We start from the raw sequence: 13,597 nt of genomic DNA, 5'->3' as shown, positions 1-13,597 counted from the left end.
TGACGATGACCCGCAAAACATGGCTCAAGGCCGCAGTCGCCAGCCTGACCCTGGCCGCCACCACCGGCGTCATGGCGCAGCAGCCCACCGAGCTGCGCGTGGGCCTGATCCCTTCCGAGGATGCCCAGGCCATGATGCGCGCCAGCCAGCAGGTGATGGACCAGCTGGCCGCCAAGACCGGCCTGAAGATCAAGCCCTTTGTGGCCAATGACTACAACGGCGTGATCGAGGCCATGCGCTCGGGCAAGATCGACGTGGCCTATTTCGGCCCCTTCTCCTATGTGCTGGCCAGCCAGCTGGCGAATGCCGAGGCCTTCGCCATTCCCGTGGCCAAGAAGTCCGGCAAGAGCTCGTACAACAGCATCATCATCAGCAAGAAGGACAAGGGCCTGGGCACCGTGCCCCAGCTGCAGGGCAAGACCTTTGCCTTTGTCGATCCCAGCTCGGCATCGGGCCATCTGTTTCCCAAGGCCGGCCTCAAGGGCGAGGGCATCGATACCGACAGGTATTTCTCTCGGGTGATCTTCTCGGGCTCGCATGACGCCAGCATCATGGCCGTGGCCAACGGCAAGGTGGATGCGGCGGCCGTGGCCGATCCCATCTTCCAGACGGCCGTGGCCAAGGGCCATGTGAAGGCCGAGGACTTCCAGGTCATCTGGCACTCCAAGGACATCCCCGAGTCGCCCATGGCCTGGCGCAAGAATCTGGACGAAGCCACCAAGAAGAAAGTGGCTGCGGCTCTGGCCGAGATCAAGGGCCTGCCCTGGGGCGACCGTGGCGAGCTCAATGGTTTTGCGCCCACCAACGATCAGGCCTATGACGTGGTGCGCCAGACCGCCAAGGCGCTGAACCTGGACCTCGGGAAGATGAAATGATCAGCATCCGCAATCTGCGCAAAAGCTATGGCAGCAACCATGTGCTGCATGGCATTGACATGGATGTGAAGGCCGGCGAGTTCGTGGTCATGCTGGGCCTGTCGGGCGCGGGCAAGTCCACCTTGCTGCGCTGCATGAACGGGCTGAACCAGCCCGACAGCGGCCAGCTGCAGGTGGGCGGCATCGACCTGATGCGCAGGCACTCGCGCCGTGAGCTGTCCCGCCATGTGGCCATGGTCTTCCAGCACCACAACCTGGTGCAGCGCCTTTCGGTGCGCAAGAATGTGCTCACGGGGCGGCTGGGCCAGGTCGGCACGCTGGCCTCGGTGCTGCAGCTGTTCAGGCAAAGCGATATCGCACTGGCCGATGCATGTCTGCAGCGCGTGGGCCTGGCCCACAAGGCCGATGAGCGCACCGAGGCACTCTCGGGCGGGCAGATGCAGCGCGTGGGCATTGCCCGTGCGCTGGCGCAGCAGCCGCAGGTGATTCTGGCCGACGAGCCCGTGGCCAGCCTGGATCCCAAGACCGCGCGCAGCGTGCTGCAGTATCTGCGCGATGCCACGCGCGAGCTGGGCATTGCCGTGGTCTGCAATCTGCACCAGGTCGATTACGCCCGGGAGTTTGGCGATCGCATCGTCGGCCTGTCGCAGGGGCGCATGGTGTTTGATGGCGTGCCGGCCATGCTGGACGAGGCCGCGCTCAACGCCATCTACAGCGGCGAGCCGCAGCCCGCCGACCCCACCGCAGGGCAGGGCGTTGTGCTGAATGTCAGCAGCACCTCGGCCGGCAACTGGTTGCCCGGTTCGATGTCGCCCGCCACTGCCGCAGGAGGTCTGCAATGAACAGTCATAGCCTGAAGCAGCCAGACCGCTGGCAATGGACGGCCGCACGCCCGCAAGGCAAGGGCGGCTGGCTGGGCTATGCCGCGCTGGCCCTGGTCATCGGCTGGGTGCTGCACTGGAGCGCTGCGGGCGCGCAGATGAGCTGGAGCGAGCTGGCGGGCGGCATGCCGCAGATTGGCGACTTTCTCTCGCGCTCGGTGCCGCCCGACTGGAGCATGCTGCCGCGCCTGTGGGCTCCGGCGCTGGAGACGATACAGATCGCCATCTGGGGCACTTTGCTCAGCGTAATCCTGGCGCTGCCGCTGTCCTTTGTGGCGGCCGGCAATCTGCATGGCTGGCATTGGCTGCGCCGCATCACGCGTCAGTTTCTCAATGTGATCCGCAGCATCAACGAGCTGATTCTGGCGCTGGTGTTTGTCTCGGCCGTGGGCCTGGGGCCCTTTCCCGGCGTGCTGGCCCTGGCCCTGCATGGCATGGGCATGCTGGCCAAGTTCTTTGCCGAAGCGATCGAGGAGATCGACGACGGCCCTCTGCAGGCCCTGCGCAGCGCCGGTGCCAGCCAGCTGCAGATCATCGCCTTTGGCGTGGTGCCCCAGGTCATCACCGCCTGGATTGCCGTGGTGCTCTACCGCTTCGAAGTCAATCTGCGTTCGGCCACCGTGCTGGGCATGGTGGGCGCGGGCGGTCTGGGCTTCGAGCTGGTCAGCAGCCTCAAGCTGTTCCGCTACCAGGAGACCGCGACCTGCATCATCGTCATCACGGTGATGGTGATTGCCGCCGACATGGCGTCCAACTGGCTGCGCAGCCGCATACAGCAGGGCGCGCGCCACTGATTTCGCTGCGGCGCCGGTGTGCGCCGCAGTGCTTGAGATATCAAAAATATGAGCTATCAGCGCTTGGCGCATAAGCGTCAAGGGCTGATTTCGCTCAAAAAACGTCAAAGGGTATTCTCGTGTGGACCTATCACAACCCCGTGCACATCAGCGTGGGTCGCAACAGTCTCGATCAGCTGCCGGCCCTGCTGGCCGGGCGCAGCTGCCTGCTGGTCACTTTTCCCGAGGCCCAAAGCCTGGGCCTGGTGCAGCGCATGCACCAGCTGCTGGGAGCGCAGCTGCACGGAGTGATCGACAGCATTGCCCCCAATCCCGATGTGCAGTGGCTGGCGCCGCTGTACGAGCAGGTGCAGCGTGACCATGCCGAGGTGCCCGTGATCGTGGCCCTGGGGGGCGGCAGTGCCATCGACTCCGCCAAGGCCTTGATCTGCCATACGCCCAGTGGCCGGTTTGCCGACCTGCTGGCGCTGCTCAAGCGGGGCGGCCAGTTGGGGGCGGAAGGGCACAAGGCCCTGATCGCCATCCCCACCACGGCCGGCACGGGCAGCGAAGTCACGCCCTGGGCCACGATCTGGGATCAAGCCGCCGGCCAGAAGTATTCGCTGCACCAGTCCTGCACCTGGCCCGAGGCCGCGGTGATCGACGCCGAGCTGATGATCAGCCTGCCGGCGGGTGCCACTCTGGCTTCGGGGCTGGATGCGCTGTCGCATGCGCTGGAATCCATCTGGAATGTGAACCGCAACCCCGTCTCCATGGCGCTGGCCGTGCAGTCTGCCCGCCGTACCCTGGCCACGCTGCCCGCGCTGATGCAGGATCTGGGCAGCGCGCAGTTGCGCAGCGAGATGGCCGAGGCAGCGCTGATGGCCGGTCTGGCTTTCTCCAACACCAAGACCGCGCTCGCGCATTCGCTGTCCTACGACATCACGCTGCAGCATGGCGTGCCGCACGGCCTGGCCTGCTCGTTCAGCCTGCCCCTGGTGCTGGAGATGGCATTGGGTGCAGATGCGGCGGCCGATGCGGCCTTGCTTTCCATCTTCGATGCCGGCACGCCTGCCGCAGCCGTCGAGCGTCTGCGCGGCGTTCTGCAAGGGCTGGGCGTTGCCACCGATCCGGCCCACTATGGCGTGCCGTCCCAGGCCTGGAGTGCCATGGTGCAAAAAGCCGCCAGCGGCCCGCGCGGGCGCAACTTCATTCGCTCTCTGAACTGAGTCCCGGAACCTGAACCGGTTTCCGCTTTCCATCCTGTTGAAGCCACCACTGAAAACCATGAACTCCATCGCTCAAGCTGAAACCCTGGTGCTGTCCCAGCCCACCGCCGATCTGTCGCCGCTGCAAGCCGTCATCTTTGACTGGGCCGGCACGCTGGTGGACTTCGGTTCGCTCGCACCCACGCAGATTTTTGTCGAAGCCTTTGCCAGCTTCGGCATCAGCATCACCCTGACCCAGGCGCGCGGCCCCATGGGCCTGTCCAAATGGGACCATATCCACCAGCTGCTGCAGGATGAAAGCATTGCCGCGCAATGGCAGACCGCTTTTGGCCGGACGCCGACCAACGAGGACGTGGATGCCATCTACGCGCGCTTCATGCCGCTGCAGATTGCCAAGGTGGGCGAGTTCTCGGCTCCCATAGCAGGCGCTGTGCAGACGCTGCAATGGCTGCGCGCCCAGGGCCTGAAGGTCGGCTCCTGCTCGGGCTACCCGCGCGAAGTGCTCAACCAGTTGCTGCCGCAGGCCGAAGGCGCAGGCCTCAAGCCCGACTATGTGGTGGCGGGCGACGAGCTCGAAGCCGGCGGCCGCCCCGGCCCCTTCATGGCTCTTGCCAATGTGCTGGCCCTGGGTATTGGCGATGTGCGTGCCTGCGTGAAGGTGGACGACACCGTGCCCGGCATCGCGGAAGGTCTGTGCGCAGGCATGTGGACCGTGGGCCTGAGCCTGTCGGGCAACGAGGTCGGCTATAGCGTGCAGGAGTTTGCCAATGCGCCCGAGGAGGAGGTCGAGGCCCGTGTCGCCGTGGCCGAAGCCAAGCTCAAAAAGGCCGGAGCCCATTACGTGGTACGTAGCGTGGCCGATCTGCCGGCCGTGCTGGCGCAGATCGCGGCCGAGATGCGTGCCGGAAAAATGCCGTTCTGAAGCACAGTTCGGGAGTTTTCAGACCCGAATGCAAGCCCGGTTCTGACCAGCCAAGCCCCAGGCCTGACGGCCCGGGGCTTTTCTTGCGGTTTGCGCTCAGCCTGCGGGCGTCTGTGCCTCGGGATCGAGCTGCTCGTGGTGCTCTATGACCTTGCGCATCAGCTGCGTGAAGAGCTCGCGTTCGGTCTCGCTGAGCGGGTCCAGCATCTGCTGCTGGGCTTGCAGCACAGAGGGGCCGGCATCCGTCAGCAGGGCCTGGCCCTCGGGAGTCAGGGACAGCAGACGTACGCGCCTATCCTTGGCCGTGTGCTGGCGCAACAGCAGACCACGTGCTTCCAGGCGGTCGATCACGCCGCCGATGGTGGATTTGTCAAAGCCCACTTCCATGCTCAGCGTGCGCTGGTCTATGCCCGGCAGATGCACCAGTTTTTGCAGCACGGCAAATTGCAGCGGCGTCACGCCCCAGGCTTCGGTGGCCTGGCTGAACACGGCCACGGCCACCTGTTGCAGGCGGCGTATGCCGTGGCCGGGAAAGGTTTCCACCTCCAGGCGTGGAAAGACGGTGTGGCTGCTGGCGCTGTCTGAGGCAGCGTTTGGCAGTGCAGAGCTAATCATGGTTTTCCCTAGGTGGGGTTGGCATTTCAAGTTTCGAATAATACGATGCATGCATTTGGTATGTGTACATACTATTTGTGTGCGTACTGATTTAGCAGACACTGGCGTCTGCGCACTTGAAGAACTTGAGGCCTCCATGCAGTTTCATTTGAACGGTTTTCGTCCTGGCAACCCCTTGATCGCACCAGCTTCGCCGCTGGCCCCTGCCCATACCGAGACCGTGCCATCGCAGGTCGATGTGCTGATCGTGGGCTGCGGCCCTGCCGGCCTGACGCTGGCCGCGCAGCTGGCGGCCTTCCCCGATATCCGCACCTGCATCGTGGAACAAAAGGAAGGACCGATGGAGCTGGGCCAGGCCGACGGCATTGCCTGCCGCACCATGGAGATGTTCGAGGCCTTCGAGTTCGCCGATTCCATCCTCAAGGAGGCATGCTGGATCAACGACGTCACCTTCTGGAAGCCCGATCCTGTCCAGCCCGGCCGGATCGCCCGCCATGGCCGCGTGCAGGACACGGAAGACGGTCTGTCCGAGTTCCCTCACGTCATCCTGAACCAGGCGCGCGTGCACGACCACTATCTGGAGCGCATGCGCAACTCGCCCAGTCGTCTGCAGCCGCACTATGCCCGCCGCGTGCTGGATGTGAAGGTCGACAACGGCGCAGCGGACTATCCGGTCACCGTGACGCTGGAGCGCTGCGACGCCGCCCATGCCGGTCAGATCGAAACGGTGCAGGCCCGCTATGTGGTGGGCTGCGACGGCGCGCGCAGCAATGTGCGCCGGGCCATCGGCCGCCAGCTGGTCGGCGATTCGGCCAATCAGGCCTGGGGCGTGATGGATGTGCTGGCCGTGACGGACTTCCCCGATGTGCGCTACAAGGTGGCCATCCAGTCCGAGCAGGGCAATGTGCTCATCATCCCGCGCGAAGGCGGTCATCTGGTGCGCTTTTATGTGGAGATGGACAAGCTGGATGCCGACGAGCGTGTGGCCAGCCGCAACATCACGGTGGAGCAACTGATTGCAAGCGCCCAGCGCGTGCTCCATCCCTACAAGCTCGAAGTCAAGAATGTGCCCTGGTGGTCGGTGTATGAGATCGGCCAGCGCATCTGCGCCAAATATGACGATGTGGCCGATGCCGTGGCCACGCCGGACTCGCCCCTGCCGCGCGTCTTCATCGCCGGCGATGCCTGCCACACCCATAGCCCCAAGGCCGGCCAGGGCATGAATTTCTCCATGCAGGACAGCTTCAACCTGGGCTGGAAGCTGGCCGCCGTGCTGCGCAAGCAATGTGCGCCCGAGTTGCTGCATACCTATTCGTCAGAGCGCCAGGTCGTGGCCCAGCAGCTGATCGACTTTGACCGCGAATGGGCCAAGATGTTCAGCGACCCGGCCAAGGAAGGCGGCCAGGGCGGTGTGGACCCCAAGGAGTTCCAGAAGTACTTCGAGCAGCATGGCCGCTTCACGGCCGGCGTCGGCACGCACTATGCGCCCTCGCTGCTGACAGGGCAGGCCACGCATCAGGCACTGGCCAGCGGCTTCACGGTGGGCATGCGTTTCCATTCCGCGCCGGTGGTGCGTGTCTCCGACGCCAAGCCCGTGCAGCTGGGCCACTGCGGCAAGGCCGATGGCCGCTGGCGCCTGTATGCGTTCGTCGGCCAGAACGACCTGGCGCAGCCCGAGTCCGGCCTGCTGGCGCTGTGCCGCTTCCTGGAGGGCGATGCGGCATCGCCGCTGCGCCGTTTCACGCCGGCCGGCCAGGATATCGACAGCATCTTCGATCTGCGCGCCATCTTCCCGCAGGCCTATACCGAGGTGGCGCTGGAGACATTGCCCGCCTTGCTGCTGCCGCGCAAGGGCGAGCTGGGAATGATCGACTACGAAAAAGTGTTCAGCCCCGATCTGAAGAATGCCGGCCAGGACATCTTCGAGCTGCGCGGCATCGACCGCCAGCAGGGCGCTCTGGTGGTGGTGCGTCCCGACCAGTATGTGGCCCAGGTTCTGCCCCTGGGCGACCACGCTGCGCTGAGCGCCTATTTCGAGTCCTTCATGCGGGCCTGAGAGCCTCAGCCAAGGACTGCCGGTCAGCATCAACGCCTGGAAGGTGTTTCAGGGAGGGCTTGACCCTCCCTTTTTTGCGCCCGGGCAGAGCGAGTGAGCGCTGCTTGCTACGATGCGTGCCTGTGCTCAAGAGGAGAAGACATGCTGCTGATCGTGGGGACGGTGCGTTTGCCATCCGAGAACCTGGCCCTTGCCCGACCTGCCATGCGTGCCATGGTGGAGGCCTCGCGCGCGGAGCCCGGCTGTCTTGAATACGGCTATGCCGAGGATGTGCTGGTGCCGGGGCTGATCCATGTGAAGGAGCTGTGGTCGGATCAGGCGGCGCTGGATGCACATTTCGCATCTGCGCATATCCAGACCTGGCGTGCCGCCTGGCCGGAGCTGGGGATCGGGCAGCGGGATCTGCGGCTCTACGAGGTGCAGGCCCCGCGCGCCACCTGAGCGGGCGGAAGATGCTTGGCGTGAGAGCGCCTAGTTTGAAGCCTGCTGCAGTTTGATGATGTCGACCGAAATTTCCACCGCCGTCACGGCGCAACGGTTTTCCAGCCAGTGCGTGGTGTTTCTGTCTTCGGGCCAGCCAACGCCCGGGCCATAGTCGGTGGCCACGCCATTTCTATGGTCGGTGATGCATCCTTCGAGGATGTAGACCATGCCGGGTCTGTCTTTGTGGTCATGAACCGGGCCGAAGACGCCGCCTGGCGCCATGGTCACCAGGCGCATGCGAAGCTGGCGTCCCGCCATGCCTTCGATCTCGGGGCCCAGGTCGAGCGTGGCCAGCATTTGCACGGCCACCCCCCTGGTCTGGGGGACTTGCTGTTGCTTGGACATTCTTTGCTCCTTCGCGCCTCGTCATGGCCGTTGAAGCGAACCTGTCTTCGCTCAGGCCGGTTGCCAAAAGTGTGATCTCTTGCTGGCGCACAGCAAAGCCAAACCCATGTCATTGGCGTGGCGCATTTTCCATGTCCATTGCTGGGCGGGGAGAGGCGCTGCGGCCTGCACGGCCTGGCACTTGTCCCCGGAGCAGACGCCTGGAGGGTGATTCCCTGACAATGCGCCCATGACTTCCCAAGAACAACCGCGCAACCCGCTGCATGGGCTGACGCTTGAGCGCATCGTTACCGACCTGGTGGATTACTACGGCTGGCGCGAGCTGGGGCGCCGCGTGCCCGTGCGCTGCTTCAATCTGGATCCCAGCATCTCCTCGAGTCTGAAGTTTCTGCGCAAGACGCCCTGGGCGCGCGAACAGGTTGAGCAGCTGTATGTGCAGACCCAACGTGCCGATGAGCGCGAGCAGCAGCGGCGTGCGAGAAGAACCGAGCGGTCCGAGGACTGATCCGGCGCTGGACCGCATCAAGGAGAAATCGCCGTCAGGCGGTTTTCTTGCTTGTGGATACACCCAGCTGGGCTGGTGGCAGGTGAAAAAATGATTCTGCGAGAATTTGTCGTTCCCGCTTCGCTTGTGCTCATGTCAGACACCACATTCTTCACAGCCAGCCAGTACGAAAACATTTGCAACGGCTTGCCGGATCCGACCTTCATCCTGACGGAGTCGGGGCGTTACGCGGCAGTTCTGGGCGGCAAGGACCAGCGCTACTACCATGACGGAACGTCCCTGGTCGGCCAATCCATTGGCGATGTGCTGGCTCCCGTCAAGGCTCAGTGGTTCATTCAGCAGATTCGGGAGGCGCTGAGCAGCCAGAAGATGCAGGTCGTGGAGTATGAGCTGAGTGCGCACGATGTGCTGGGTCTGCCCCTGGAAGGACCTGCCGAAGCGATCTGGTTTGAAGGTCGCGTCAGTGCCTTGGGCGAGCTCTTCTGGGGCGAGAGAGCCGTTGTCTGGGTGGCCAGCAACATCACGGCCAGCAAGCGCATGCAGCAGCAGTTGCAGGAGCAGGCCTTGAATGATGAGTTGACGGGTCTATGCAATCGCCGGGGTTTTATGCGCGAGCTGGCTCAAGCCTATACGGCCCATAGGCTGCAGGGGCGGCCAGCTTGGCTCATGAGCTTTGATGTAGACCACTTCAAAGCCATCAATGATGGTCTGGGACATCCTGCAGGTGACCAGGCACTGCGCGATCTGGCTGCTGCCGTGCGTTGGTTGCTGGCTCCCGAGGATGTGTTCTGTCGTCTGGGCGGAGACGAGTTTGCCATTCTGTGCTGCGATCGCCATATTGCCCAGGTTTCAGGTTTGGCGCGGGAGCTGCTGGAGGCCGGACAGCAGGCGCTGCAGCGGTATGCCACGGGAAGCTCCATGCCTGCATTGAGTGTCGGGATTGCGCATTTCGTGCCGACTGACAGCAGCCTGGAGGCCATCATGCGCCGTGCCGATCAAGCCTTGTACAGCGCCAAGATGCAGGGCGGGCACCGGGCGGTCGTGGCGGATCGGGGCCAGGCGGACCACTGCATTGCTTGAGGTGTGACAGCTGCGGCCAGCCCCCTTGGGTGCCCGGACCAGGCCCGACGAATCAGGCGCCCAGTTGCTGCGCATGGTGGCGCAGATGGTCGTCGACAAAGCTCTGGATGAAATAGTAGCCATGGTCGTAGCCCGTATGCCGGCGCAGCGTGAGCGGCTGACCGGCCTTGGCGCAGGCGGCTTCGAAGGCTTCGGGCAGCAATTGCTTTTCGATCAGGAACTTGTCGGCCAGGCCCTGGTCGATGAGGATGCCTGCCGGGTAGGGGGCGGAGGCTTGCGCGCCCATCAGCTCGCTGGCGTCATGCCTGGCCCATTCGGCCTTGTCTTCGCCCAGATAGCCGCTGAAAGCCTTGTGGCCCCAGGGGCAGTTGAGCGGGTTGGCAATCGGTGCAAAGGCCGAGACCGACTTGAACCGGCCGGGGTGGCGCAGCGCCAGGGTCAGCGCGCCGTGGCCGCCCATGCTGTGGCCGAAGATGCCCAGACGCTGCAGGTCCACGGGCAGCTTGCTGCCGACCAGGGGCAGCAGGTCGTTGAGGATGTAGCTTTCCATGCGCCAGTGCAGCGCCCAGGGCCTGGTGGTCGCGTCCAGGTAGAAGCCGGCGCCCACGCCAAAGTCCCAGCTGTCGGCCTCGCCCGCCAGGCCCGCACCGCGCGGGCTGGTATCGGGGCAGATCAGGGCGATATTGAGTTCGGAGGCCAGGCGCTGGGCTCCGGCCTTGATCATGAAGGTTTCTTCGGTGCAGGTCAGGCCGGCCAGATAGAGCAGGGCCGGGACCTTCTCGCCCATCACGGCCTTGGGCGGCAGATAGACCGAGAACTTCATGGCGAGGCCGATCTCGGAACTATGGTGCTCGTAATAGCGCTGGGCGCCACCAAAGCAGGCGTGGGCGTTTTTGAGTTCCATGGCGCTTACTCCTAAAAGAAAAGCTGCTAGCGCTTGTTTGTAAAGCGATTGCAGCAGTTTTGTATCTGAAATCCAGTCATTTCATGCGTAAGAAGCTATGAAATTGAAAGTACAGGGTATTGCACTAAAGCTGGCACATCCTTGGTAGGGGACAGCAAGCAAGGGCCTGGGCAGCCCCGCCGCCCCGCAGTGATGCAGTCGTCCCCCTTCCGAACAGAGAGGGGGGAAGGCGCGCGGCCGCTTAGGCGCAGCGCCTCAGGGGGGCGTTACTCCGCGTCGGCGTAGTTGACGACCGAGCGAATCGACTTGCCCTCGTGCATCAGCTCGAAGGCTTCGTTGATGTGCTTCAGGCCCATGGTGTGGGTGACGAAGGGTTCGAGCTGAATCTTGCCGGCCATGGCGTCTTCCACCATGCCGGGCAGCTCGCTGCGGCCCTTGACGCCGCCAAAGGCCGTACCCAGCCACTTGCGGCCGGTCACCAGCTGGAATGGGCGGGTCTTGATCTCCTGGCCGGCACCGGCCACGCCGATGATGACCGACTGGCCCCAGCCGCGGTGGGCGCATTCCAGCGCGGCGCGCATCACGTCCACATTGCCGATGCATTCAAAGCTGTGGTCCACGCCCCAGCCGGTCATCTCGACGATCACTTGCTGGATGGGCTTGTCGAAGTCCTTGGGGTTCACGCAGTCGGTGGCGCCAAAGGTCCTGGCCAGCTCGAACTTGCCGGGGTTGGTGTCGACGGCGATGATGCGGCCGGCCTTGGCCAGCTTGGCGCCCTGGATCACGGCCAGGCCGATGCCGCCCAGGCCGAACACGGCCACGGTGTCGCCTTCCTGCACCTTGGCGGTGTTCTTGACGGCGCCCAGACCGGTGGTCACGCCGCAGCCCAGCAGGCAGACCTGCTCGGGGTTGGCATCGGGGTTGACCTTGGCCAGCGAGACGGCGGCAACTACGGTGTATTCGCTGAAGGTGGAGCAGCCCATGTAGTGATAGATGGGCTCGCCGTTGTAGCTGAAGCGTGTCGTGCCATCGGGCATCACGCCCTTGCCCTGGGTGGCGCGCACGGCCACGCACAGATTGGTCTTGCCGCTCTTGCAGAACAGGCATTCGCCGCATTCGGCGGTGTACAGCGGAATCACATGGTCGCCGGGCTTCACGCTGGTCACGCCTTCGCCCACTTCCACCACGATGCCTGCGCCTTCGTGGCCCAGCACGGCGGGGAAGATGCCTTCGGGGTCATCACCGCTCAGGGTGAAGGCGTCGGTGTGACAGACGCCGGTATGGGTGATCTTGACCAGCACCTCGCCAGCCTTGGGCGGCGCGACGTCGATCTCGACGATTTGCAGGGGTTCTCCGGCTTTGAAGGCTACGGCGGCGCGTGATTTCATGGGCAGGTCTTTCTTGGAAGGCTGAGGATGCGGTGGCCGCCCGGGGCAGGGCCGAGGCCTGGCCGGGCGCACCGGTTGTGAAGTGTGAATGTAGGCGATCCCGCAGCCCTATGGAAATTCGTGGCCGCAGATGGAGGCTCTTTGGCCGAATGTCACACGGTTCGCTGGATCGTCTTTCGTCGGCTGGCGATGCCATGAATCCTGAACAATCGCTTTGCACTCCGGCTGAGGCCTCCATCATCGGGGCGGCATGGCCGCCGTCCATCCTGCCGCGGCTGGGCCCTTGAACATCATCAGCAACTTGACCGCGTTCTTGCTGGCGGTTCAGGCTGCATGCGTCGCAGCACTGAAATTTTCGGCATTGCCCGGTATTGCCTGACACTGCCTATGAGCCGGCTGATCCCGCGAGGTTGATAGGGGAGTTCCTCACAATGAAGGGCTGCTCGTCAGGTCTGTCGTCAAACCGTAACCGGCTTGGGTGTGTTGACCGCATCGGCAAATGGGGTCATGGCGCTGGCTTGCCTCGTTCCAGGCAAAGGCGAGGCCGGGGCTGCAAGGCGCGCCAATGATCGGGGGAGATCTGGTCGCCATGCCCGAGTCGGATCATCCCAAGCAGCACAGAGCGTATTGGCGTGCCTCGCGTCTTCCGCTCAATCCTCGTTCGGTATCAGCGTTCCCCATACCGGCAGCTGTGCGCCTGGCGGTGCCGGGCCGTCATAGGCCGGCAGCACCTCAATCGCGGGCTTGCCAGCCTGGCAATCGATGAACCCCCATTGGCTGGGACGGTAGCGCGCCTCGGGGCCGTCAGGGGCTCCGACCAGAAACTCGGCCTGGATGTCATAGTCGATCAAGGGCACATGCAGGCTGGCGATATCGCCCTTGCGGCATTCCAGGTAGGGGCGCTTAGGGTCGACCACCCAGGCGCCATAACCTGGATTAGCGTCGGGATCGAAGTGGAATACCGGGCCGAGGCGCTGGTCGCGGGCAAGCTCCAACGCGCCGTTGCCGATGGCGCTGACCCAGGCGCCCGCGATCTGGACCGGCTGCGCAAAGCGCGCCGCACTCAGTCCTCGCAGACCAAGCGGGCGCTGGCGCTCGCCGTTGTCAAAGGCGTCGTAGCGATTGATCAAGGTGCCTTTGGGGAATAGCTGCTCGCCATAGCGGAAGTCCTCGGGCAGCACAAAGCGCTGTCGGCTCTCGCGATAGTGGGCCCGCAGCGTCACGGCCTTTTCAATCTGCACCAGCTTGCGCGCCAGCACCAGGCCCCATAGGTCGCCGGCCAGGGCCAGTATCGCCACCACCACGACGAGCCAGTGCCAGAACGGCGGACGTTCAGAGGCGGGTGTGCGTCTATGGCGCAGCCACCAGAACAGCCCGCGCAGCAGCAGCCACAGGCTCAGGCCGGCTGCCACCAGGGGGGCGAGCAGCAGCAACAGCATGGGCAGGGTGAAAAGAGGTCCAGGAATCATGGGCAGAAAAAGGAGCAGAAGCCCCGGACTTTAGCAGTGGATGAGCCTGCCAGCGCTAGCTGCCGAGAGGGC

Annotated in this window: 14 protein-coding genes; 9 read left to right on the top strand and 5 right to left on the bottom strand. The window is 64.2% G+C overall.

Annotated elements, in window-relative coordinates; all coding sequences use genetic code 11:
• Positions 1 to 5: 5 nt before the first annotated feature.
• From phnD to phnX, 5 genes are all read left to right on the top strand, one after another.
• On the top strand, positions 6 to 875 hold the full coding sequence (gene phnD / locus F0P97_RS19905; protein ID WP_182287264.1) for a phosphonate ABC transporter substrate-binding protein: 870 nt from the start codon (positions 6 to 8) through the stop codon (positions 873 to 875).
• Positions 872 to 1,717 carry a phosphonate ABC transporter ATP-binding protein gene (gene phnC / locus F0P97_RS19900; RefSeq protein ID WP_182283651.1) on the top strand — a complete coding sequence of 282 codons (846 nt, stop codon included), beginning with the start codon at positions 872 to 874 and terminating at the stop codon, positions 1,715 to 1,717. The genes phnD and phnC overlap by 4 nt, the downstream gene beginning before the upstream one ends.
• The gene (gene phnE, locus F0P97_RS19895; protein WP_182283650.1) at positions 1,714 to 2,550 is read left to right on the top strand and encodes a phosphonate ABC transporter, permease protein PhnE; all 837 of its coding nucleotides are present in this window, start codon (positions 1,714 to 1,716) and stop codon (positions 2,548 to 2,550) included. The genes phnC and phnE overlap by 4 nt, the downstream gene beginning before the upstream one ends.
• A 119-nt stretch (positions 2,551 to 2,669) precedes the next feature.
• On the top strand, positions 2,670 to 3,758 hold the full coding sequence (gene psrA / locus F0P97_RS19890; RefSeq protein WP_182283649.1) for an iron-containing alcohol dehydrogenase PsrA: 1,089 nt from the start codon (positions 2,670 to 2,672) through the stop codon (positions 3,756 to 3,758).
• Between the two features lie 58 nt (positions 3,759 to 3,816).
• Positions 3,817 to 4,680: a phosphonoacetaldehyde hydrolase gene (gene phnX, locus F0P97_RS19885; RefSeq protein ID WP_182283648.1), complete on the top strand. Its 864-nt coding sequence runs from the start codon at positions 3,817 to 3,819 to the stop codon at positions 4,678 to 4,680.
• Between the two features lie 96 nt (positions 4,681 to 4,776).
• On the opposite strand, the gene F0P97_RS19880 is transcribed toward phnX, so the two are convergent.
• Complete coding sequence (locus F0P97_RS19880; RefSeq protein WP_182283647.1) at positions 4,777 to 5,295, bottom strand: MarR family winged helix-turn-helix transcriptional regulator; 519 nt, start codon at positions 5,293 to 5,295, stop codon at positions 4,777 to 4,779.
• A 136-nt stretch (positions 5,296 to 5,431) separates the two neighbouring features.
• Here F0P97_RS19880 and F0P97_RS19875 point away from each other — a divergent pair, with 136 nt between their 5' ends.
• On the top strand, positions 5,432 to 7,351 hold the full coding sequence (locus F0P97_RS19875; RefSeq protein ID WP_182283646.1) for an FAD-binding monooxygenase: 1,920 nt from the start codon (positions 5,432 to 5,434) through the stop codon (positions 7,349 to 7,351).
• Between the two features lie 141 nt (positions 7,352 to 7,492).
• The gene (locus F0P97_RS19870) at positions 7,493 to 7,792 is read left to right on the top strand and encodes a putative quinol monooxygenase (protein WP_182283645.1); all 300 of its coding nucleotides are present in this window, start codon (positions 7,493 to 7,495) and stop codon (positions 7,790 to 7,792) included.
• A 30-nt stretch (positions 7,793 to 7,822) separates the two neighbouring features.
• Here the strand turns inward: F0P97_RS19870 and F0P97_RS19865 are convergent, their stop codons facing one another.
• Complete coding sequence (locus tag F0P97_RS19865; protein ID WP_182283644.1) at positions 7,823 to 8,179, bottom strand: cupin domain-containing protein; 357 nt, start codon at positions 8,177 to 8,179, stop codon at positions 7,823 to 7,825.
• A gap of 229 nt (positions 8,180 to 8,408) precedes the next feature.
• Here F0P97_RS19865 and F0P97_RS19860 point away from each other — a divergent pair, with 229 nt between their 5' ends.
• Positions 8,409 to 8,684, top strand: a complete 276-nt coding sequence (locus F0P97_RS19860; RefSeq protein WP_003074820.1) for a VF530 family DNA-binding protein — start codon at positions 8,409 to 8,411, stop codon at positions 8,682 to 8,684.
• Positions 8,685 to 8,816: 132 nt separating this feature from the next.
• Entirely contained in the window at positions 8,817 to 9,764 is a 948-nt protein-coding gene (locus F0P97_RS19855; RefSeq protein WP_232537994.1) for a GGDEF domain-containing protein, read from the top strand.
• A 52-nt stretch (positions 9,765 to 9,816) separates the two neighbouring features.
• On the opposite strand, the gene fghA is transcribed toward F0P97_RS19855, so the two are convergent.
• The 3 genes from fghA to F0P97_RS19840 form a co-directional block, all read right to left on the bottom strand.
• Positions 9,817 to 10,668 carry an S-formylglutathione hydrolase gene (gene fghA / locus F0P97_RS19850; RefSeq protein WP_182283643.1) on the bottom strand — a complete coding sequence of 284 codons (852 nt, stop codon included), beginning with the start codon at positions 10,666 to 10,668 and terminating at the stop codon, positions 9,817 to 9,819.
• Positions 10,669 to 10,934: 266 nt separating this feature from the next.
• Entirely contained in the window at positions 10,935 to 12,056 is a 1,122-nt protein-coding gene (locus F0P97_RS19845) for an S-(hydroxymethyl)glutathione dehydrogenase/class III alcohol dehydrogenase (protein ID WP_182283642.1), read from the bottom strand.
• Between the two features lie 650 nt (positions 12,057 to 12,706).
• The gene (locus F0P97_RS19840) at positions 12,707 to 13,495 is read right to left on the bottom strand and encodes a hypothetical protein (protein ID WP_182283641.1); all 789 of its coding nucleotides are present in this window, start codon (positions 13,493 to 13,495) and stop codon (positions 12,707 to 12,709) included.
• Between the last annotated feature and the right edge of the window lie 102 nt (positions 13,496 to 13,597).

The sequence above is a fragment of the Comamonas testosteroni genome (genome assembly GCF_014076415.1).
Lineage (GTDB): Bacteria > Pseudomonadota > Gammaproteobacteria > Burkholderiales > Burkholderiaceae_C > Comamonas > Comamonas testosteroni_F.
This window is presented reverse-complemented; position numbering and strand designations above follow the sequence as displayed.

Coding starts and splice junctions, on each gene's coding strand:
- phnD (WP_182287264.1), top strand. CDS start 6: ATGACCCGCAAAACATGGCTCAAGGCCGCAGTCGCCAGCCTGACCCTG.
- phnC (WP_182283651.1), top strand. CDS start 872: ATGATCAGCATCCGCAATCTGCGCAAAAGCTATGGCAGCAACCATGTG.
- phnE (WP_182283650.1), top strand. CDS start 1,714: ATGAACAGTCATAGCCTGAAGCAGCCAGACCGCTGGCAATGGACGGCC.
- phnX (WP_182283648.1), top strand. CDS start 3,817: ATGAACTCCATCGCTCAAGCTGAAACCCTGGTGCTGTCCCAGCCCACC.
- F0P97_RS19880 (WP_182283647.1), bottom strand. CDS start 5,295: ATGATTAGCTCTGCACTGCCAAACGCTGCCTCAGACAGCGCCAGCAGC.
- F0P97_RS19875 (WP_182283646.1), top strand. CDS start 5,432: ATGCAGTTTCATTTGAACGGTTTTCGTCCTGGCAACCCCTTGATCGCA.
- F0P97_RS19870 (WP_182283645.1), top strand. CDS start 7,493: ATGCTGCTGATCGTGGGGACGGTGCGTTTGCCATCCGAGAACCTGGCC.
- F0P97_RS19865 (WP_182283644.1), bottom strand. CDS start 8,179: ATGTCCAAGCAACAGCAAGTCCCCCAGACCAGGGGGGTGGCCGTGCAA.
- F0P97_RS19860 (WP_003074820.1), top strand. CDS start 8,409: ATGACTTCCCAAGAACAACCGCGCAACCCGCTGCATGGGCTGACGCTT.
- F0P97_RS19855 (WP_232537994.1), top strand. CDS start 8,817: ATGTCAGACACCACATTCTTCACAGCCAGCCAGTACGAAAACATTTGC.
- fghA (WP_182283643.1), bottom strand. CDS start 10,668: ATGGAACTCAAAAACGCCCACGCCTGCTTTGGTGGCGCCCAGCGCTAT.
- F0P97_RS19845 (WP_182283642.1), bottom strand. CDS start 12,056: ATGAAATCACGCGCCGCCGTAGCCTTCAAAGCCGGAGAACCCCTGCAA.
- F0P97_RS19840 (WP_182283641.1), bottom strand. CDS start 13,495: ATGCTGTTGCTGCTGCTCGCCCCCCTGGTGGCAGCCGGCCTGAGCCTG.